Source organism: Acidovorax soli (genome assembly GCF_014207955.1).
Lineage (GTDB): Bacteria > Pseudomonadota > Gammaproteobacteria > Burkholderiales > Burkholderiaceae_C > Acidovorax > Acidovorax soli_A.
The window spans coordinates 51450-71096 of sequence record NZ_JACHLK010000018.1 but is presented as its reverse complement, the minus strand read 5'-3'; the positions used below and the strand labels follow the sequence as shown (position 1 = coordinate 71096).

Genomic DNA, 19647 nt, shown 5'->3' with positions numbered 1-19647 from the left:
GGTGTGAGAAATATGAGTTTGAAAGCAGCGACAGGGCTCAGGCCACCCGGCCATGCGGAAACAGCTGCGCCTTGGCATCGGCATCGAGCTCGGCCTTGAAGGCGTGCTTTGTGGCCAGGGCCATGGCTGCGATGGCGGCGGGGCGGGCATTGAGTTCGTCGAAGTGGCGCTTGACGTGCGGGAACTTCGCCCACGCCGCATCGCCCATCAGGTAGGCCAGGCCGCCGCACCAGCCCCAGAGCGACATGTCGACGATGCTGTAGTGGTCGTCCCCCAGCACATAGCGGCGCGTGGCCAGGCGCGCGTCGAACAGTGCCCAGTGGCGCTCGGCCTCGAACTGGTAGCGGTGCAGCGCGTAGTCCTTGGGCTCGGGCGCGTAGTGCGTGAAGTGCACGGCCTGGCCGGTGAAGGGGCCCAGGCCCGTGGCGGCCAGCATCAGCCACGAGAGCATTTCGGCGCGGCCTGCGGCACCGGGCGCGCCGAGAAAGCGCCCGCTCTTCTCGGCCAGGTGCAGCAGGATGGCGGCGCTGTCGAAGACCACGGCATCGCCATCGGCCAGGGCCGGCACTTTGCCGTTGGGGTTGATGGCGCGGTAGGCGATGCTGTGCTGCTCGCCTTTCGAGGTATCGACCGGCACCATCTCGTAGGGCAGGCCCAGTTCCTCCAGCAGCAGCGCGACCTTGCGCGGGTTGGGGGTGGGGTGGTAATAAAATTGGATCATCTGAAAGCTCGCGACAAGTGCGGTGAAGTGAGGGCGCAACGATAGGCTGCATGGGCACGAGAGCGTGAGTCGGAATTGCCGATAGGAGGTATAGGCACCATGGATATACGGCGTTCCGATCTGCCGCTCTTGATCTCGCTCGACGCGCTGCTCGACGAACTCAACGTCACCCGCGCGGCGCGGCGCCTGAACATCAGCCAGCCCAGCCTGTCGGGCCAGTTGGCCAAGCTGCGCGACCTGTTCGAAGACCCTTTGCTCGTGCCCGCCGAGAACGGCCGGGGCATGGTGCCCACACACCGCGCGCTGGAGTTGAAACCCCGGCTCAGCGAGGCGCTGAACCAGTTGCGCGGCGCGGTAGAGCTGGGCGAAAGTTTTGACCCCGCCACCGCGCGCCGCGCCTTCGTGATCGCGGCCAATGACAGCGTGTTCAGCATCCTGGGCCTGCCGGCACTGGGCCGCATTGCGGCCATCGGCAACCCCGATCTGCGCGTGAGCTTTGTGCCCGCGGCCGATTCCGGCTTGGTGGAGCGCATGGAGCGCGGTGAGGTCGACCTGTACCTGGGCGATGTGGGCAAGGTGCCCGGCCCGCTCAAGTCGCGCTACCTGATGGGTGACCGCTTCGAGATGGCGCAGCGCATCGGCCACCCGCGTGGCCCTGCGCCCGCCACGCTCGACGAGTACTGCAGCCTGCCGCATGTGCTGGTCTCGCAGGTGGGCCACCCGCACAGCCAGATCGACGATTTGCTGGCCGCACAGCAGCGCAGCCGCAAGGTGGTCGTCACCGTGCCCAGCTACAACCAGGTGGCGCTGGTGCTCACCCACACCAACTGCGTGGCCACGCTGCCCAGCCAGCTGCTGCGCCGCTATGCGGCCATTCTGGAGATCCTGCCCGTGCCCTTCGAGATACCGGTGTTCAACCTGGCCATGGCCTGGCATGCCCGCGTGCAGGAGGACGCGGGCCACCGCTGGCTGCGCGCGCTGTTCACCGACGCGGTGAGCCCCGGTTAAATCTTCGGCGCGGGCACGCTGCCCAGAAGCTTCTCGATTTCCAGGCCAATCGCCAGCAGCTTGCGGTCGCTGCCCACCGGGCCGTCCAGTTCCAGCCCCACCGGCAGGCCGGCGCTGGTCAGGCCCGCAGGCACCGAGAGGCCCGGAATGCCCGCATTGCTGCCCGGGTCGGTGTTGCGGATGAAGGTGGCGAAGGTGTCTGCATCCGCCCCGCCATTGAGCTTGACGGTGGACGAGCCCTTGGCCTTGTCCATGGGCACGGCCGGCAGCGGCGTGGTCGGGAACAGCAGGGCATCGAACTTGCCCTGCGCGAAGGTGCTGGCATACAGCGCCTGCAGCTGCGGCCGGTGCACGGCCATGGCCTCGGGGTAGGCGGCGCCGAAGGCATCGGCCTGGATGGCACCGAAAGCGCCCTGCACATCGGGGCTGGCGACCTTGGCCGCGATGCCGGCCACCGTCTTCACGGGTGCGTTGTTGGCCGCCAGGTAGGCGGGCAGATCGGCCACGGGCTCGTGCAGCGCGATCTGGAACGACATCTTCTCGTTGAGCGGCATCAGCTGTGCCATGTCCACCTCCACCAGCGTGGCGCCGGCTGCGCGCAGCCTGGTCAGGGCGGCATTCACCACGGTGGCCAGGGATGCATCGAGCCCCGCCCACAGCGGCCGCGGCAGGCCCAGGCGCACACGCGAGAGCGGCAGGGCGGGCAGGCTGGCATCGCCGGTGATCACCGCGTCGAGCAGGGCCACGTCGGCCACGGTGCGGCCCATGGGGCCCACGGTGTCCCGCGTGTGGCTGATGGGCACCACGGCCAGCGGGTCGTGGTAGCGGCGCTCGGCCCCGCCATTGCCCACCGAGGGGCGCAGGCCCACGATGCCGCACAGGGCGGCCGGCACGCGGGTGGAGCCGCCCGTGTCCGTGCCCAGGCCGGCCGCCACCATGCGCGCGGCAATGGCTGCGGCCGTGCCGCCCGAAGAGCCGCCGGGGATGCGTGTGGGGTCATACGGGTTGCCCACCGGCCCGGCAAAGGGCGACAGGTTGGTGCTGGTGATGCCAAAGGCCAGCTCGTGCAGGTTGGCCTTGCCCAGCACGATGGCGCCCGCGTCGATCAGCTTTTGCAGCGAGGGCGCGGTGCGCGGGGGCTTGAAGCCCTGCAGCGCGGGCGTGCCGCCCGTGGTGGGCAGGTCGGCCGTGTTGATGTTGTCCTTGGCCACGATCACCAGGCCCGCCAGCGGACCGAGCGTGGCACCCGAGGCACGCGCCGCATCGATGCGCCGGGCAGCAGCCAGGGCGCCCGCTTCGTCGAGGGTGATGAGGGCATTGAGCGACTGCAGCGCCTTGGCGCGCGCCGCCAGCGCGGCCACATAGTCCACGGCTTGGAGTTGCCCGCCCTTGATCTGCGCAATGGCCTGGGCAGAGGTCAGCTGGGTGGGGTCCGACGGCGTGGGGGCTGTGCTGGCACACGCGGCCAGCCAGGCCGGGGCGCTGAGGGTGCCGGCCAGTGCACCGGTGTGTTGCAGAAACCGGCGGCGGGGCTGGTGCGAGGGGTGGCTCATGAAGGCGCTCCTGAAGGTCGATGGCATGGAGTCTTCAGGTTATCGGCGGGGGCCCGCGTGCGGTATCCCCAGGATTGAGGAGGGCGTGGCTGGGCGGCGTTCGATGGACAAGTTGTCCAGTGCGGCGGGCGCAGGGCTCCCTAGAATCCCTCCATGCGGAACGCAGGGCCCATCGCCGCTGCGCCGCCACCATCCAGGGAGCAAACAAAGACATGGACGCCCAAGCCATTGACGGCCATACCCGACAGGACCTGTGGGACCGGCTGGAACAGGCCGACTATTTCGACTGGTGCCGCAAGGAAGAGCTCAAGCAGCTGAGGGCCCTGTTTTTCGAGGGCAAGGTCGTGGAATCCCCCGACAAGTTCATCCGCTGCCGCCAGTTGATCTGGAGCCCTTTGCAGGGCGAGGCGCACTGGCAAGCGGCGATCGAGGCGCGCAGCCACTTCAGGGACAGCGAAACCGAGGAGCTTGTCCGGTCCGAGGAGTCGGGCAGGGCGTTTGCCGACCCCTTCCTCCATGACCTGCTCAGCCGGGACTCGCAGCCCTATGGCCTGGCCGTCGATGACCACGTTGCTCTGATCCGCTTCCTCGGCTTCGAGCGGCATGCACCGTCCCAAGTAAGCTTGTACCTGGGCGAGTGGATACACGAGAGTGAATTCTGGCTCGCGGGCGAGGCCCGGGGCGAGTACGGCATTGCCGGCCTGACCGACATGTTCACCAGCCGGACCATCGACCTGTTCTACCAGCTGCTGGCCCAGGCCCCGCTGGCGCTCAAGGGCAAGCGCCTGGTCACGACCGAGGAGCACGTCGGGTGGAATGACGACCGGGCAGCGCGGCTGCAGTCCAGCCTGCACGGTTTGTTCAAGAAGATCGACAACTACCGCGTGCCGCACAAGCTCAGCTGCGACCCGGCACCGCGTTTGCGCTTTGCGGAGTCCTTGCGCCACGGTGTGGAGGCAGAGGCCACGTCGCAGGTGCTGCGCGAGGTCTGGGGCCTCTGGAAGTCGCTCAAGACCGAAGCCCAGGCCCGGGGCCAGGCCAAGGCCGGCGCCCCAGCGAAGGCTGGTTGAACGCCATGCCCCCATGGGGCAAGGCGTTCGCGCCGGGGATCACAGGAACAGCACCACCCGTTCGCCCGCGGCCCGCGAGCAGCAGGCCATCATGCGCTGGTTGGCCTGGCGCTCGGTCTTGCTGAGCACCTTGTCGCGGTGGTCGATGTCGCCGCCGGCCACCTGCACCTCGCAGGCACCGCACAGGCCCTCGCCGCAGTCGCAGGGCACATCAACACCGGCGGCCTGCAGCGCCTGCAGCAGGGTCTGGTGGCGCGGCACCTCGATGGTGAGGCCCGAGTCCTTGAGCTCGGCGGTGAACGCATGCTCCTTGCTCGGGTCCAGCGCCGCGTTGTCGGTGCTGAAGTGCTCGAAGCGCAGCACGGCCTCGGGCCAATGCTCGGCCAGGGTTTCGAGTTCGGCAATCAACCGGTCCGGCCCGCAGGCGTAGACGCGGGTGCTGCCGTCCACCTGCTGCAGCAGGGCGGGGAGGTCCATGCGCGCGCCCTCGGCCTTGATGTGCAGGGTGGCGTGGCCGGCATGGTCCTTGAGCACCCGGTCCAGCAGCGCCATGTTCTGGCGCGCGCGGCCGGCGTAGTGCAGCTCGTACGGCAGGCCCAGGGCCTTGAGCCGGTCGGCCATGGCCAGGATGGGCGTGATGCCGATGCCCGCAGCCAGCAGGATGTGGTGGGCGCCCGCCTCGTCGATGCGGAAGAGGTTCTTGGGCCCGGCCAGCTGGATTTCGGCACCGGGCTGCAGGGTGTCGCAGAAGTGGCGCGAGCCGCCGCGCCCGTCTTCCTCGCGCTGCACCACGATCTCGTAGCAGCCCGGGTGGGCGCCCGCGCCGCACAGCGAGTATTTGCGCCGGTGGCCCCCGGCGATCAGGTCGATGTGCGAGCCTGCCGTCCAGGTGGGCAGCGGGGTGGTACCGGCAGCGGCCAGCACAAAGCGGTAGAGGCCTTCGCCTTCGGCGATCTTGTCCTTGACCACCACGGCACGTGCAATGCCATCCTTGGGTGGCGGGCCGATCTGGAACTTGGCGAGCACGGCAGGTGCCTGGTTGGCCAGCCGTTCGGGGTTGTGCAGCGGGTCCCACTGCACCCACAGCGCCGAAGGGCCACGGAACGAGGTGTTGGAGAGGAAATCGAACTGCTGCCCCTCGACCAGCCGGATGTGCGGCAGGCGGCGCACGAACTCTTCGAGGAAGATGCGCATCTGCATGCGACCGATGTTCTTGCCCATGCACTGGTGCGCACCGTAGCCGAAGGTCAGGTGCTCCACCGCGTTCTCGCGGTGCAGGTCCACGCGGTCGGGGTCCTCGAAATGGCTGGCGTCCGCGTTGGCCGAGGCCTGGAACAGCAGCAGCTTGCCGCCTTTGGGAATCTCCACGCCGCCGACCACCGTGTCGCGCGTGGCCATGCGCCGCCAGGCGATGATGGAGCCCGCCACGCGCAGGCATTCCTCCACCGCATTGGGGATCAGCGCGGGCTGCGCGCAGATTTCCTCCCAGGCTTCGCGGTGCGACAGCAGGGTCATGAAGGCGTTGGCCGTGGCGTTGGAGGTGGTCTCGTGCGCGGCAGCCAGGATGGCCATCATCATCGAGCGCAGGTAGGACTCGGTCACGATGTCCGGGTGCGCGTGGTGCTGGCGGATGGAGTCGTACATCCAGCCTTCGCCGTCGGGCTTCGCCATCATGGTGTCCAGGATGCCCTGGGCCGTCTGCCAGAAGCGGCCCACGTTGTGCGCGATCTCCAATTGCTCCTGCGCCGTGGGCCGGCCCCAGGTGTTCAGGGTGTGGGCCACGGCAAAGTGGCGCAGTTGCTCGGCCCCTTCGTCGGGCACACCCAGGAAGTGCAGCGCAATGGTCAACGGGATCTCGTAGAACATCTCCGCCACCAGGTCGGCGCGGCCCTTGTCGACAAAGCGGTCCATGTATTTGCGCGCCAGGTCGCGGATGGGCTGCTCGTAGTCCATCAGCCGCTCGGGCATGAAGGCGTCCATCAGCAGGCGGCGGCGCGCCATGTGGTCGGGCTCGTCCTCGTTGACCATGGTGCGGTTCATCGCAAAGCCATAGCTTTTGAGGATGTCCATCACCTCCCCGGTGGCGGGCGTGATCTTCTCCAGCGCCACGGAGGGCGAGAACAGGAGGTTGTCGCGGAACACCGCCTTCACGTCCTCGTAGCGTGTCACCACCCAGTAGCCCAGCTCGGGGCTGTAGAAGACGGGCTCTTCCTCGCGCGCCCAGCGCACCACCTCGGCGGGGTTCTGCTGGTAGCTGGGGGCAAACGGGTCAAAGGCCGCCGCGCGCGCGCTCACCGGGCAACCCGTGGGGCTCTTCAGGGCGGCGGCCATCGCGGCATGGTCGACCGGGCAGCGGGAGGCGTTGGCGGGGGCAGTCATCGTGAATCTCCTTTTGCGTAAATGTATTACGCAATATGAATTCAAAATTACGGGTTTACCCTAGTGGCCCTGGTAGCCCATGGCCCGGCTGATCAGGCGCGCCTCCTGCAGCAGGGCGGGGCAGATGGCACCATCGGGCCGCAGGTCGAAGCCGCCCGTGGCCCCCAGCGTGGTCAGGCAGGCACAGACATTGCCGGTGGCATCGAACACCGGCGCCGCCAGCGCGCTGATGCCCTTGAGCAGCGAGTCGTTGGCCATGGCCCAGCCGCGCGCGCGCACCTGCTGGCGCAATTGCTCCACCGGCCGTGTGCCGTCGAGCTGCGCGCGCCGCTCGGCGGACGCCTCGGCCAGCTCTTGCTCGGCCATGTCGGTGACCTGCCGGTCGTTGGAATAGCCCAAAAACACCCGGCCCGTGGCCGACCACAGCGTGGACAGCACCGAGCCCGCGCGGATGTTCACGGTGACCGGCAGCGTGGGCTCTTCCATGCGCAGCACGGTGGCGCCCTTGTTGCCCATCACCGCGAGGAAGGCCGTCACCTCCAGCGCCTGGCGCAGGCGCTGCAGCGAGGCCTCGCCCAGGCGGATCGGGTCGCACTGGCGCAGGGCCGCCAGGCCGATGGCGATGGACTCCTGCGCCAGGTAGTAGTGCTGGTTGGTGGGCGACTGCTCGACAAAGCCCTGCTGGCACAGGCTGGCCAGGTAGCGGTGCACCTTGGCGGGGCTCTCGCCCACCTCGGCGGCGGTGGCGGTCAGGCTGGCGGCGCCGCCCAGGCGGGTCAGGGCCTTGAGGACGCTCAGGCCCATTTCGGCGGACTGGACGCGCTGGCGGCGGTCGGCCACCCGGGCCGTGGAAGGGGGTGTGCTCATGGTCTTTTGGTGTGAAACCTAGGGTAAACGCTGCCTCGGGATATTACGCATAGCGGAGTAACATCACGCAGATATTAATCCTACGAGGTCTGGACATGTTGAAAAATCGTCGCTTGGCTGCCGCCATGTTGGCTCTGCCTGCATTGCTGGCCTGGGCCGCACCGGCCAGCGCGCAAACTGCTGCTTACCCCGCCAAGTCCATCCGCTGGCTGGTGCCTTACCCGGCAGGCGGCGGCTCCGATTTTCTCGCGCGCACGGTGGGCCAGCAGCTGTCGACGCAGATCGGCCAGCCAGTGCTGATCGACAACAAGCCCGGTGGCAACACCGCCATTGCCGCCGTCGAGACGGGCCGCTCCGCACCCGACGGCTACACCATCCTGTCGGCCGACAACGGCACCATGGTGTTCAACCCCGCGCTGTACAGCAAGCTGACCTACAACCCCAGCAAGGACCTGGTGCCCGTGACGCTGATGGGCAAGTTCCCCATGATCCTGGTGGCCCACCCCGGTGCGGACTTCAAGGACGCCAAGGACTTCATCGCCAAGGCCAAGGCCAAGCCTGGCGCCATGAGCTTCGGCTCGGCCGGCGCAGGCAGCCCGCACCACCTGGCGATGGAGCTGCTCAAGGTCGATGCCGGCCTGTTCATGACCCACATCCCCTACCGCGGTGCGGCGCCGGCACTGACCGACCTGGCCGGCGGCCAGATCCCCGCGATGATGGTCGACCTGGCCGCCGGCGGCGCCTTCATCAAGGCCGGCAAGGTGCGCCCCCTGGCCGTGGCCAACGCCAAGCGCCTGCCGCAGCTGCCCGATGTGCCGACCTTTGCCGAGCTGGGCTTCAAGAATGTGGAGGCCTCGGCCCAGGTAGGCATCGTTGCGCCCGCGGGCACGCCGGCCGACGTGGTGAACGCTTTGCAAAAGCAGGTGGCCACGGCCATCAACCAGCCTGCCGTGAAGCAAAAGCTCATCGATTTCGGCATCGAGCCCGTGGCCAGCACGCCGGCCCAGTATGCGGACCTGATCCGCACCGAAACCGACAAGTGGCACAAGCTGATCAAGGCACAGCGCATTTCGCTCGATTGAGTGGAGCGGGCCCGGGGCGCTGCGGCAAGACCCCGGCGCCCCCGCAGGTTTGCACCCGGCGGCGCACTCCCCGCTACAGTGGGGCTCCAACGCTCCACCCGATGCCGGGAAGTCCCATGCCGACATGCCACCGTTTTCAGGACGCGGCCCTGGGCCGGCGCACCCTGCTGGGTGCGGGCCTGGCCCTCACCACGCTGCGCGCCTGGGCCAGCCAGGATCGAGAGGCCGAAGCCCTGCTGCGCAAGGGCGGTGTGGTGGCAGCCTTCCGCCATGCCCTGGCGCCCGGTACCTTTGATCCTCCGAGGTTTCGCCTGGGCGATTGCAACACGCAGCGCAACCTCAGCGAAGAAGGCCGCGCGCAGGCGCGGCGCACGGGCGCGTGGTTCAAGGAACGTCAGTTGCAGCCGGCCAAGGTGCTTTCGAGTCCCTGGTGCCGCTGTATCGACACGGCGACCCTGGCGTTTGCAGCACCCCAGGTGTGGCCGGCGCTGGGCTCCCCACATGGCGCGCGCGAGACCACCGGCGCGGAGCATCTGCGCGAATTGCGCCAGGCGCTGGCGGCAGCATCGCTGCGGGCCGGAAGTTTCGAGGCCTGGTTCACGCACATGTTCGTGCTGGCCGACCTCGCGGGCGGCAATACCAGCTCGGGTGAGGCGTTGATCCTGCGGGCCGATGCTGGCGGCCGGGCCGAAGTGCTCGCCCGCTTGCAGGTCTCTTGAAGTTTTAGCTGCAGGTCTGCGAGTTGACGATGCGCTTGAGCGCATCGGTATCGAGGATGCGCACATGGCGCTGCTTGACCTCGACGATGCCTTCCTCGACGAACTTCGAGAAGGTGCGGCTCACGGTTTCGAGCTTGAGGCCCAGGTAGCTGCCGATTTCCTCGCGCGTCATGCGCAGCACCAGCTCGGACTGCGAGAACCCACGCGCGTGCAGGCGCTGCACCAGGTTCAGCAGAAAGGCCGCCAGGCGCTCCTCGGCACGCATGCTGCCCAGGAGCAGCATGACGCCGTGCTCGCGCACGATCTCGCGGCTCATGATCTTGTGCACGTGGTGCTGCAGGGCCGTGACCTCGCGCGAGAGCTCCTCGATGCGGTCGAAGGGCATCACGCAGACCTCGGCATCTTCCAGCGCCACGGCGTCGCAGGTGTGGTGGTCGTTCACGATGCCGTCGAGGCCGATGATCTCGCCCGCCATCTGGAAGCCCGTCACCTGGTCGCGCCCGTCCTCGGTGGCCACGCAGGTCTTGAAGAAACCGGTGCGGATGGCGTACAGCGAGGTGAAGGTCTCGCCGTTGCGGAACAGCGTGCCCCCGCGCTTGACCTTGCGCCGCGTCGCCACGATCTCGTCGATGCGTTCCAGCTGCGCGTCGTTCAGGCCCACGGGCATGCACAGCTCGCGCAGGTTGCAGTTGGAACAGGCGACTTTGATGGTGAGCGGGTTCATGGGCGCAGCAGCTGTTGGGGGTTGCGAACGGATCGCATCCGGCGAGAGGAGCGTGGTGGTGGCTGACATGAATCAAATTGTGGGCCCTGCGGGCCTTTCAACACTTGATCTAGGTCAAGGACGGGGGGCAAGCACTGCGGCAAAGTTCCACCTCAATAAGGAATGCCCCCGAAATGACCGCTGTGACGCCCGAACTCCTGACCCGTTTCGACGTGCCGGGCCCCCGTTATACCTCCTATCCCACGGCCGACCGCTTTGTGGAGGCGTTTGGCGAAAACGACTACGTGCTGGCCCTGGCCCAGCGCCGGGCGGGCGCGCCGGGCAAGGCACTGCCGCTGTCGCTGTATGTGCACATTCCGTTCTGCGAATCGCTGTGCTACTACTGCGCCTGCAACAAGATCATCACCAAGCACCACGACCGGGGCGACGTGTACCTGCGCTACCTGGCGCGCGAGGTGGAGCTGCACACGGCCCACTGCGGCACCGGCCAGGTGGTGAGCCAACTGCACCTGGGCGGGGGAACACCCACCTTTCTGTCGGATGACAAGCTGCGCGAGCTGATGGCCGTGCTCAAGCGCAGTTTCAGCTTTGCGCCGGGCGGCGAATACTCCATCGAGGTGGACCCGCGCACCGTGACGGCCGAGCGCCTGGCCGTGCTGGCCGAGCTGGGCTTCAACCGCCTGAGCTTTGGCGTGCAGGACTTCGATGCCGACGTGCAAAAGGCCGTGCACCGCGTGCAGCCGGCCGAGCAGGTGTTCGCGCTGGTCGAATCGGCGCGCCGGCTGGGCTTCGAGTCGGTCAACGTGGACCTGATCTACGGCCTGCCACGGCAGACGCCCGAATCCTTCGACCGCACGCTGGAACAGGTCAAGGCCCTGCGGCCCGACCGCATCGCCCTGTATGCCTATGCGCACCTGCCCGAGCGCTTCAAGCCGCAGCGGCGCATCGTGCCGGCCGAGCTGCCGGCGGCACCCTCCAAGGTGGCCATGCTGTCGCGCTCGCTGCAGCAGTTCATGGACGCGGGCTATGTCTATGTGGGCATGGACCATTTCGCGCTGCCCACCGACGCCCTGGCCGTGGCCAAGCGCCAGGGGCGGCTGCACCGCAACTTCCAGGGCTACAGCACGCAACCCGACTGCGACCTGATCGCCCTGGGCGTCTCGGCCATCGGCCGCGTGGGCGCCACCTACAGCCAGAACGCCAAGACCCTGGACGAGTACTACGACCTGCTGGACCAGGGCCGCCTGCCCGTGGTGCGCGGCCTGGCGCTGAACCGCGACGACCTGGTGCGCCGCGCCGTCATCATGGCGCTGATGTGCCAGGGCGAGCTGTCCTTCGAGTCCATCGAGGCGGGCTGGCTGATCGACTTTCGCCGCAGCTTCGCGGCAGAGTTGGAGCAGCTCGCCGGCCTGCAGGAGCAGGGGCTGGTCAACGTGACCGGTGAGGGCATCACCGTCACGGCCATGGGCTGGTTCTTCGTGCGCGGCATCGCCATGGTGTTCGACCGCTACCTGCAGGCCGACCGCAACCGCGCCCGGTTCTCCCGGATCATCTGACCATGCTGGCCACCCTGGGCTGGACCGCATTGGTGATGGGCCTGGCCGGTGGCCCGCACTGCCTGGCCATGTGCGCTGCACCCTGCGGGGCGCTGGTGGAGCAGGGGGGCGGCCAGCCGGTGCGCTGGGCCGGGCCGGCAGGTGCAGCGCTGGAACCACCACCGCCCGCCCTGGGGCGGCTCGTGGCCTTCCATGGCGGGCGGGTGGCGGGCTATGCGGGCCTGGGTGCTGCTGCGGCGCTGGCCATGGACAGCCTGGCCTGGCTCACGCAGCGCACGGCGGCGCTGCAGCCCGCGTGGGTTTTTCTGCACCTGGCGGTGATGGCCTGGGGCGTGCTGCTCATGGTGCAGGCGCGCCAGCCGGCCTGGGTGGAGCACCTGGGCCGCAGGGTCTGGCAGCGCGTTCGGCCGCTCACGGCCGGGGCGGGCGGGGTGGGGGTGGCCGGGCTGCTGTGGGCGCTGATGCCCTGCGGCCTGCTCTATTCGGCCCTGCTGGTGGCGGCGCTCAGCGGCGGGCCGGTGCAGGGGGCCGCCACCATGGCCTGGTTCGCCCTGGGCAGCGGGGTGTGGCTGGTGGGCGGGCCCTGGTTGTGGGGGCGCCTGCGCCGCCGCATCAACCAGGCCCGGGCCGACTGGGGCACGCGCATTGCCGGGGGGCTGCTGTGCGCGGCGGCGGGCTGGGCGCTGTGGATGGACCTGGTCGTCAAGCCTTCGCTGTGGTGCCGGTGATACAGTGGGCTCGGGGCTGAGGGGCGTGCCGGACTGTTGTTTTGTGTGTCCTACGTACTTGCACGCATGCGGCGTGCGGCCCGGGCCCGCAGGGGGCGCCGTTCGCTGCGCAGCCCGCCCCAGGGTTTTTACCAGGAGGTAAATCGCGCCGCAGCCCCCGCCAGCCGTGGTGCAGGGGGAATGTCCCGGGGCATGGCAGGGCAAGACAAGCCTTCAGAACTGGAGATAATGGGTGTAACCAATGGTGGCAGAAGTGCCGCCGTGTTTCCTCACGTACGTTTGCAGTGAATTCGTCCATCCTCATCGATATCCGCCAGCTGCGCATCGGCATGTACATCCAGCTCGACCTGGGCTGGATGCACCATCCGTTTCCGGTGAGCAGCTTCCGGGTGGCGTCGGCCGAACAGATCGCCACCCTGCGCGAACTGGGGCTGACCGAGGTGCGCTACGTACCCAAGAAGAGCGACCCCGACCTGCGTGATCTGCCCCTGCCCCCGGTGGGCGGCCCCGAGGATGCACCGCCGCCCGATGCGGCCGGCGCCGTGCGCGAGGCCACGGCACCCGCCCCGCTGGCGGCCTCCGCGGACCCTGCGGCGGACGAGGCCGCCGCCCGCCGCCGCCGGCTGCTGGAGGCGCAGAACCGTGCCCTGGCCCTGTGCAACCAGCGCTTTGGCGAAGCCACCCGGCGCTACGTGGAGCTGGAAAAGCTGGTGGTGGAGCTGCCCGAGCGCGCCCGCACCGATGGCGAGCTGCTGGTGGCCGGCTGCGTGACCGATCTGCTCAACAACGGCGATTCGGTGATCCGCCTGCTGTCCGAAGGCGTGGGCGAGTCCGGCGCGCTGCACCCCGTGAACGTGCTGGTCGTCAGCCTGCTGCTGGGCAAGGCCCTGGGCATGAAGGCCGAAGACCTGCAGGACCTGGGCGTGGCAGCCCTGCTGCACGACCTGGGCAAGATGCGCCTGCCCGATGCGTTCAAGAACGCACTGCCCCATATGCCGGCGCCCGACCGCACCCGCTACGAGGGCCATGTGCGCGAGTCCGTGGCGCTGGCGAGCCGCATGGGCCTGGGCAAGCCGGTGCTGCTGGCCATTGCGCAGCACCATGAGATGGTGGACGGCAGCGGTTTTCCGATGCGGCTCACGGCGCATGACCTCTCACGCCCCGGCCAGGTGCTGGCGCTGGTCAACCACTACGACCGGCTGTGCAGCCCGGGCAGCGGCATGGGCGGGCTCACGCCGCACGAGGCGCTGTCCGTCATCTTCGCCCAGCACAAGGCGCGCTTCGATGCCGTGGTGCTGGGGGCCTTCATCCGCATGATGGGGGTGTACCCGCCGGGCTCCATCGTGCAGCTGGTCAACGACCGCTATGCCATCGTGGCCTCGGTCAACTCCTCGCGGCCGCTGCGCCCCAAGGTCATCGTGCACGACCCGCGCGTGCCCAAGGACGAGGCGCCCATCCTCGACCTGGAGACCGTGCCCGAGCTGGGCATCCGCCGCAGCCTCAAGCCCGCCCAGTTGCCGCGCGAGGCGCTCGACTACCTGTCGCCGCGCAAGCGCATCTGCTACTTCTTCGAACGTGCCGTGGCCGCTGTCCCCGACGAGGGTGGAGCGTGATCCGGCCGCTGCCGCAGGCGTGGATCGACGGTCTGCTGGAGGCGGTGTGGCTCGTCGATGAAAAGACGCTGCACATCCTGGCGGCCAACCAGGCGGCCGAGCAGCTGACGGGCCTGTCCATCGCCGACATGCTCGACATGCCGGTGACCCAGCTGGCCGCGACGCCGCAGGACATGGTGTTCTGGAGCCAGCCCGCGGCCGTGGTGGCCGACGGCATCCACTCCCACACCAGCGTGCTGCATGCCACGGGCATGCTGGTGGCCGTGGAGCGGCGCGTGACGCGCGTGCCGCGGCTCGAAGGCGGCACGGCCTTCCTCGTGACCATGGTGGACCGCAGCCACCAGCAGGCCACCGAGCGCGAGCTCGAGACCCTGCTGGCCGAGCTGCGCGCCACGCTCGATTCGGCCGCCGACGGCATGCTGGTGTGCAGCCTGGACGGGCGCGTGCGCGCCTTCAACCAGCGCCTGGCCCAGCTGTGGAACGTGCCGGCCCCGCTGCTCGTGCGCCGCGACGACGAAGCCCTGTTCGCCCACATGGCCGACCAGGTGGCCGACGTGCCGCTCTACATGGAGCGGCTGGCCGCCATCACGGCCGAGCCCATGCAGGAGAGCATCGACATCATCGCGCTGCGCAATGGCATGAGCATCGAGCGCCGCTCGGTGCCCCAGTTCAGCCAGGGGCGCGCCGTGGGCCGGGTGTACTCGTTTCGCGACATCACGCGCCAGCACGAAGTGCAGGCCAGCCTGCGCCTGGCGGCGCGGGTGTTCGAGTCGAGCATGGACGCGATCTTCATCGCCGACAGCCACCACCGCCTGATGCGCATGAACCCGGGCTGCGAGCGCCTGGTGGGCAAGAACGCGCGTTCCTTCGAGGGCGCGGCGGCGGCCTCGCTGTTCGGCGGCGGGCCCGATGCCGACTTCATGGCCCAGGTGGAGGCCGGCTGGGCGCGCGAGGGCTTCTGGGAGGGCGAGCTGTGGCTGCCCCGCGAAAACGATGCCTACTGCGCCGTGCAGCTGTCCTGGGTGGCGCTGCGCGACGACGAAGACCGGCTGGTGCAGAGCATCGGCTTCATGCGCGACCTCACCCTGCAGCATGCCGCGCAAAAGCGCATCGAGGAACTGGCCTACAGCGACGTGCTCACCGGCCTGCCCAACCGCCTGCTGCTCTCGCAGCGCGTGGACACGGCCATCCAGGGCGCGCGCCAGAGCGATACCGGCTTTGCCATCCTGTTCCTGGACCTGGACCGCTTCAAGATCATCAACGACTCGCTGGGCCACCCCTTTGGCGACCGCGTGCTGCAGCTGGTGGCCGAGCGCCTGCAGACCTGCCTGCGCCAGACCGACATGCTGTGCCGCCTGGGCGGCGACGAGTTCGTGATCTACCTGCACGGCGGCGATGCCGTGGTGGCCGAGAGCGTGGCGCGGCGCATCCTCGATGAGATGCTGCGCCCCTTCACGCTGGACAGCATGGGTTTTTCGATCCAGTGCAGCATCGGCATGGCGCTGTACCCGCAGGATGGCGCCACGCTGGACGAGCTGATCAAGCAGGCCGACACGGCCATGTACCAGGTCAAGGAGCGCGGCCGCGGCAGCTACGGCTTCTACCAGCCGCAGATGAATGCCAACCTGCTCTCGCGCATGAAGCTCGAGCACGCCATGCGCCAGGCGCTGGGCGAGCAGCGCCTGGCCGTGCACTACCAGCCCCAGGTGAGCATGGAGACCGGCGCCATCACCGGTGCCGAGGCACTGATCCGCTGGACCGACCCGGAGTTCGGCGCGGTCTCGCCGGGCATGTTCATTCCACTGGCCGAGGAGTCGGGCTACATCGTCACGCTGGGTGCCTGGGTCATGGAGCAGGCCGTGCGCGAAGCCGCGGCCTGGATCCACGGCGGCCACCCCATCGTGGTGTCGGTCAATGTCTCGGCGCTCGAATTCCGCCAGCCCGATTTCGTGGAGCGGCTCACGCGCCTGCTGGCCGTGCACCAGCTGCCGCCCACCTTGCTGGAGCTGGAGCTGACCGAAACCATTCTGCTGCAGGACGCCGCCGAGATGGAGCAGCGCCTGCACGAGCTGGCCGGCCTGGGCGTGAGCCTGGCCATCGACGACTTCGGCACCGGTTATTCGAGCCTGGCCTACCTCAAGAAGCTGCCCATCCACAAGCTCAAGATCGACCAGTCCTTCGTGCGCGGCCTGCCCGACGACGATGGCGACCGGGCCATCGTGAGCGCCATTGTGAGCATGGGCCGCGCGATGCGCATCGAGGTGGTGGCCGAGGGCGTGGAGACCGAGGTGCAGCGCGCGGTGCTCGCGCAGATGCAGTGCGACCACTACCAGGGCTTTCTGCGCGCGCCCGGCCTGCCGGCCGAGGATTTCCGCAGCCTGCTGGGCCGGCCGGTCGCTGCGCCGCCCGGCGTGCCCGCGCCGCAGCCGGTGGTGGCTGGCAAGCGCGCGTCCGATCCCGAAGAAGACTGAGCTGCACGCAACGCTGTTGCCATGGGGTGGTGCCGGAGCTCGCGAGGCGGATCGCTTCGACTGCAGCCTGTGCATCTCCGCGGTCTAAGCCAGGGCAGCCGTGCAAGGGCCGCCCCGCCGCACTGGCTGCGTCCCCCTTCCCGAATGGCGCAGCCATTCGAGTGAAGGGGGAAGGCGCGGAGCGACTCAGGGGGATGTCACCCCTTTGTAGAGCATATAGGCGGCCAGGCAGAACAGCAGGCTGGCGAACACGCGCTTGAGCTGCTTGACGGGCAGCTTGTGCGCGGCCTTGGCGCCCAGTGGTGCGGTGAGCACGCTGCACACCGCGATCACGGCCAGGCCGGGCAGCCAGATGTAGCCCAGCGAGGCCGGCGGCAGGTTCTGCACCGACTGCCCGCCCACGGCATAGCCCACCACGTTGGCCAGTGCAATCGGAAAGCCCAGCGCCGCGCTGGTGGCGACCGCGTTGTGGATGGCCACGTTGCACCAGGTCATGAAGGGCACGCTGACAAAGCCCCCGCCCGCACCGACCAGGCCCGAGAGAAAGCCGATCACGCCGCCGGCCGCCAGCTGGCCTGCCGTGCCCGGCATCTGGCGTGTGGGTGCGGGCTTCTTGTCCAGGAACATCTGCGTGGCCGAGAAGCTCACGAACAGCGCAAAGAAGATCGCCAGCGATGAACCCTTGAGCAGCGCGAACACCCCGAGGCTGGCCGCAAAGCCGCCGATCACGATGCCCGGTGCCAGGCGCTGCACGATGTCCCAGCGCACGGCACCACGCTTGTGGTGCGCGCGCACGCTGGAGACCGAGGTGAAGACGATGGTGGCCATCGAGGTGGCGATGGCCATCTTCACCGCCAGGTCGGGTGCCACCTGGCGCGCACCCAGGATGTAGGTGAGAAAGGGCACCATGAGCATGCCGCCGCCAATGCCCAGCAGCCCCGCGAGAAAGCCCGTGCACAGGCCAAGAACACCGAGTTCAACGATCAGGAGGGGGTCAAGCATGGGCAGGGGGAGGGATGTGGAAAGGAGGCGGGGCGCACCGCTGGGTGGCGCAAGAATTGTAGTGCGCGAGGCTCCGCTCTGCTGACGGGGGCGCATCGCCGGGCGCAGGAGCTGGGCCTCTGGGATGGGTGCCTACTGCGGGCCGCCGCGGCGTGCGCCGTAGCGCCTGAGCAGGGCCGCCTTGCCGGGCTCGCCGCGTTCGGTGGCCATGTCCAGCGCAGTCCTGCCCGCTTTGTTGCGCGCGTTGGGGTCGGCCTTCAGGCGCAGCAGCTGCGCCATCACGTCCTGCATCTCCGGGTGCGCGGTGGCCGAGTGCAGCGGTGTGTTGCCGTCATGGTCCCGTGCCTCGATGGCTGCGCCAGCCTCGACCAGCAGCCTGGCCATGGCGGGGTAGGCTGCCAGGTGCAAGGGCGTGGTGCCTTCGCGGTTGGCGGCATTCACGTTGGCGCCGCGCGCGATGAGCAGGCGGGCCATGCCGGTGTGCTCTTCGCCGGCCACGCCATGCAGCGGCGTGAAGCCGGCCGCGTCGCCGCGGTTCACGCTGGCCGGATCGTGTGCCAGCAGGCGCTCGACGGCCGCACGGTCATTGAACACGGCGGCGTCGTACAGGGTGGCGTGCTGCCGTGCGCCCGCTGCAGCGGGCGCCTGGGCGAGGGCTGCCGGCGCGAACGACACCCCCAGGCTGCAGCAGCACAGGGCAAGGCAAAGGGGAATGCAGGCGTGCATGGTCGCTGCAGGATAGCGGATGGCCTAAGGCAACGCTGAACAAGTCCCTCGCGCGCCGCGCACCCTGCTTTGGGCGGTCTGCGGCGTTGCAAATGCTCGCCATAGCACAGGCTATGGCTGTGCTTTGCGCCTAGCAGCCCATCCCAAATCAGGGCACGCGCCATCGCGAGGACTTGTTCAGCGTTGCCCTAAAAAGAAAAGGCTGCCGGAGTGATCGATCCGGCAGCCTTTGGGTAGAGGTGTCTGCGGTATTTGCTACCGGGCCTGTCATCCTGAACCGGGGGTTCAGGTGGGCGAGGGCAGCCAGGCGTTGGGTTCATCTGACGCGAGACGATCACGCTCCCCTGGCGATGTACCAAGCCCGTGCTCAGAGAGCATTGGTTCAAGGAAATATAAAACCCGGCGGCACCGCAGACACCTTCATTGTAGGGGCTCTGAAAGCCCCTGAAAGCTGTCGGCGATGTAAAGAATTCTCTGACCTGTACGCCATTGATAGCGCAGGGCCGCAGCGCCGTTTACAGCAGGCGCCCGTCGTCGCCCAGGGCCTGGTCCAGGCGCTGCACCAGGTTCTGCAGGCGCTGGATTTCGTCGGCATCGGGGGGCAGCAGGGACTCCTGCACGCCCATGCGCCGCGGTGGCGGCGGAATGTCGTCGCCCACCGCCACGGGTGTGGCCATGGGCACGGGATGGGGGTGGTCCGCCGCGGCGGCCATGTCGGCGGCTTCGCGGTCGGCGATCTCGAAAGCGAGGTTCAGCGCAGCCAGCACCGCGATGCGTTCGCGGGCACGCACCTTGCCGGCATCGCGGATGCGCGTCATGGCGGTGTCCACACGTTCCACGGCATCGAGCAGTCGGCTCTCGTGCCCCTCGGGGCAACTGAGCAGGTAGCTTTGCTGCAGGATCTGCACCTCGATTTGCTTCATGCGGCGTCTTTCGCGGGAGGGGCTTGGGGCAGGCGCTCGAGCAGGGCATCCACCCGCGAGCGCGCGGCGGAGAGGCGGGACTTGAGCGAGTCGCGCTCCTGCGTGAGTGCGGCCACCTGCTCGGACAACAGCGCATTGGTGCGCTGCAGTTCGGCGTGGCGCACCAGGAGCCGCTCCACGCGCTCGGCGATCTGGTCGGTTGTCGATGGTGTTGTTGCCATACAGCCACCGATTGTAGGACGGCGGGTTGTAATCGGTCGTAAAATCACCGGGTTGGTGCTCGCGGTGTGGTTCACATGCTGCAGTTCAACGGGAAGCAGGGAGGTGGCGCCACGCATGGCGCGCCGAGCCTGCGCTGCCCCCGCAACGGTCAGCGGACGAATCGGTTTTCGATTCCCTTTTCATCCCCATGCCACTGGGTGCCTTGAACAAGCACCTGGGAAGGCTTTGAGAAGCGTTCCGCCAGCCCGGATACCGGCCAACACGGTGGCTGCCTGCGCCTTGG

The 19647-nt window shown here is 68.5% G+C and carries 17 protein-coding genes and 1 riboswitch; of the genes, 8 read left to right on the top strand and 9 right to left on the bottom strand.

All coding sequences use genetic code 11. The features are described from left to right. Positions 1–37: 37 nt before the first annotated feature. Positions 38–721 carry a glutathione S-transferase family protein gene (locus HNP48_RS30075; RefSeq protein WP_184864280.1) on the bottom strand — a complete coding sequence of 228 codons (684 nt, stop codon included), beginning with the start codon at positions 719–721 and terminating at the stop codon, positions 38–40. A 99-nt stretch (positions 722–820) separates the two neighbouring features. Between HNP48_RS30075 and HNP48_RS30070 the strand changes: the two genes are divergently transcribed. Beyond that, on the top strand, positions 821–1729 hold the full coding sequence (locus HNP48_RS30070) for a LysR family transcriptional regulator (protein WP_184864277.1): 909 nt from the start codon (positions 821–823) through the stop codon (positions 1727–1729). On the opposite strand, the gene iaaH is transcribed toward HNP48_RS30070, so the two are convergent. Continuing rightward, entirely contained in the window at positions 1726–3282 is a 1557-nt protein-coding gene (gene iaaH, locus HNP48_RS30065; protein WP_260420431.1) for an indoleacetamide hydrolase, read from the bottom strand. The two genes, HNP48_RS30070 and iaaH, sit on opposite strands and share 4 nt — an antisense overlap. Before the next feature lie 212 nt (positions 3283–3494). Between iaaH and HNP48_RS30060 the strand changes: the two genes are divergently transcribed. Further along, positions 3495–4352, top strand: a complete 858-nt coding sequence (locus HNP48_RS30060; protein ID WP_184864275.1) for a hypothetical protein — start codon at positions 3495–3497, stop codon at positions 4350–4352. A 39-nt stretch (positions 4353–4391) separates the two neighbouring features. On the opposite strand, the gene HNP48_RS30055 is transcribed toward HNP48_RS30060, so the two are convergent. Further along, positions 4392–6731: a cytochrome P450/oxidoreductase gene (locus HNP48_RS30055; protein WP_184864273.1), complete on the bottom strand. Its 2340-nt coding sequence runs from the start codon at positions 6729–6731 to the stop codon at positions 4392–4394. Between the two features lie 60 nt (positions 6732–6791). Beyond that, a complete protein-coding gene (locus HNP48_RS30050; RefSeq protein ID WP_184864265.1) occupies positions 6792–7598 on the bottom strand; it encodes an IclR family transcriptional regulator in 807 nt (268 codons plus the stop codon). A 95-nt stretch (positions 7599–7693) separates the two neighbouring features. On the opposite strand from HNP48_RS30050, the gene HNP48_RS30045 reads away from it, so the two are divergent. Both HNP48_RS30045 and HNP48_RS30040 read left to right on the top strand, forming a co-directional pair. Further along, positions 7694–8680: a tripartite tricarboxylate transporter substrate binding protein gene (locus HNP48_RS30045; RefSeq protein WP_184864263.1), complete on the top strand. Its 987-nt coding sequence runs from the start codon at positions 7694–7696 to the stop codon at positions 8678–8680. 116 nt (positions 8681–8796) lie between these two features. Continuing rightward, the gene (locus HNP48_RS30040) at positions 8797–9399 is read left to right on the top strand and encodes a histidine phosphatase family protein (RefSeq protein WP_184864261.1); all 603 of its coding nucleotides are present in this window, start codon (positions 8797–8799) and stop codon (positions 9397–9399) included. A gap of 4 nt (positions 9400–9403) precedes the next feature. On the opposite strand, the gene fnr is transcribed toward HNP48_RS30040, so the two are convergent. Then, entirely contained in the window at positions 9404–10123 is a 720-nt protein-coding gene (gene fnr / locus HNP48_RS30035) for a fumarate/nitrate reduction transcriptional regulator Fnr (RefSeq protein WP_184864259.1), read from the bottom strand. Between the two features lie 173 nt (positions 10124–10296). Between fnr and hemN the strand changes: the two genes are divergently transcribed. From hemN to HNP48_RS30015, 4 genes are all read left to right on the top strand, one after another. Next, complete coding sequence (gene hemN, locus HNP48_RS30030) at positions 10297–11679, top strand: oxygen-independent coproporphyrinogen III oxidase (protein ID WP_184864257.1); 1383 nt, start codon at positions 10297–10299, stop codon at positions 11677–11679. Between the two features lie 2 nt (positions 11680–11681). Continuing rightward, the gene (locus HNP48_RS30025; protein ID WP_184864255.1) at positions 11682–12407 is read left to right on the top strand and encodes a sulfite exporter TauE/SafE family protein; all 726 of its coding nucleotides are present in this window, start codon (positions 11682–11684) and stop codon (positions 12405–12407) included. Between the two features lie 284 nt (positions 12408–12691). After that, positions 12692–14020, top strand: coding sequence for an HD-GYP domain-containing protein (locus HNP48_RS30020; protein ID WP_184864253.1), 1329 nt, complete (start codon positions 12692–12694; stop codon positions 14018–14020). Then, on the top strand, positions 14017–16491 hold the full coding sequence (locus tag HNP48_RS30015) for a bifunctional diguanylate cyclase/phosphodiesterase (protein ID WP_184864251.1): 2475 nt from the start codon (positions 14017–14019) through the stop codon (positions 16489–16491). Before HNP48_RS30020 ends, HNP48_RS30015 begins: the two co-directional genes overlap by 4 nt. A gap of 186 nt (positions 16492–16677) precedes the next feature. On the opposite strand, the gene HNP48_RS30010 is transcribed toward HNP48_RS30015, so the two are convergent. The 4 genes from HNP48_RS30010 to HNP48_RS29995 all read right to left on the bottom strand — a co-directional run bounded on the left by HNP48_RS30010 (position 16678) and on the right by HNP48_RS29995 (position 19363). Next, on the bottom strand, positions 16678–17493 hold the full coding sequence (locus HNP48_RS30010; RefSeq protein WP_184864249.1) for a sulfite exporter TauE/SafE family protein: 816 nt from the start codon (positions 17491–17493) through the stop codon (positions 16678–16680). 132 nt (positions 17494–17625) lie between these two features. Next, the gene (locus HNP48_RS30005) at positions 17626–18219 is read right to left on the bottom strand and encodes an ankyrin repeat domain-containing protein (RefSeq protein ID WP_184864247.1); all 594 of its coding nucleotides are present in this window, start codon (positions 18217–18219) and stop codon (positions 17626–17628) included. 515 nt (positions 18220–18734) lie between these two features. Beyond that, positions 18735–19142 carry a cell division protein ZapA gene (locus tag HNP48_RS30000; RefSeq protein WP_184864245.1) on the bottom strand — a complete coding sequence of 136 codons (408 nt, stop codon included), beginning with the start codon at positions 19140–19142 and terminating at the stop codon, positions 18735–18737. Next, the gene (locus HNP48_RS29995) at positions 19139–19363 is read right to left on the bottom strand and encodes a hypothetical protein (RefSeq protein ID WP_007858570.1); all 225 of its coding nucleotides are present in this window, start codon (positions 19361–19363) and stop codon (positions 19139–19141) included. The genes HNP48_RS30000 and HNP48_RS29995 overlap by 4 nt, the downstream gene beginning before the upstream one ends. A gap of 36 nt (positions 19364–19399) precedes the next feature. Further along, positions 19400–19640: riboswitch (cobalamin riboswitch) on the top strand. Positions 19641–19647: the final 7 nt, after the last annotated feature.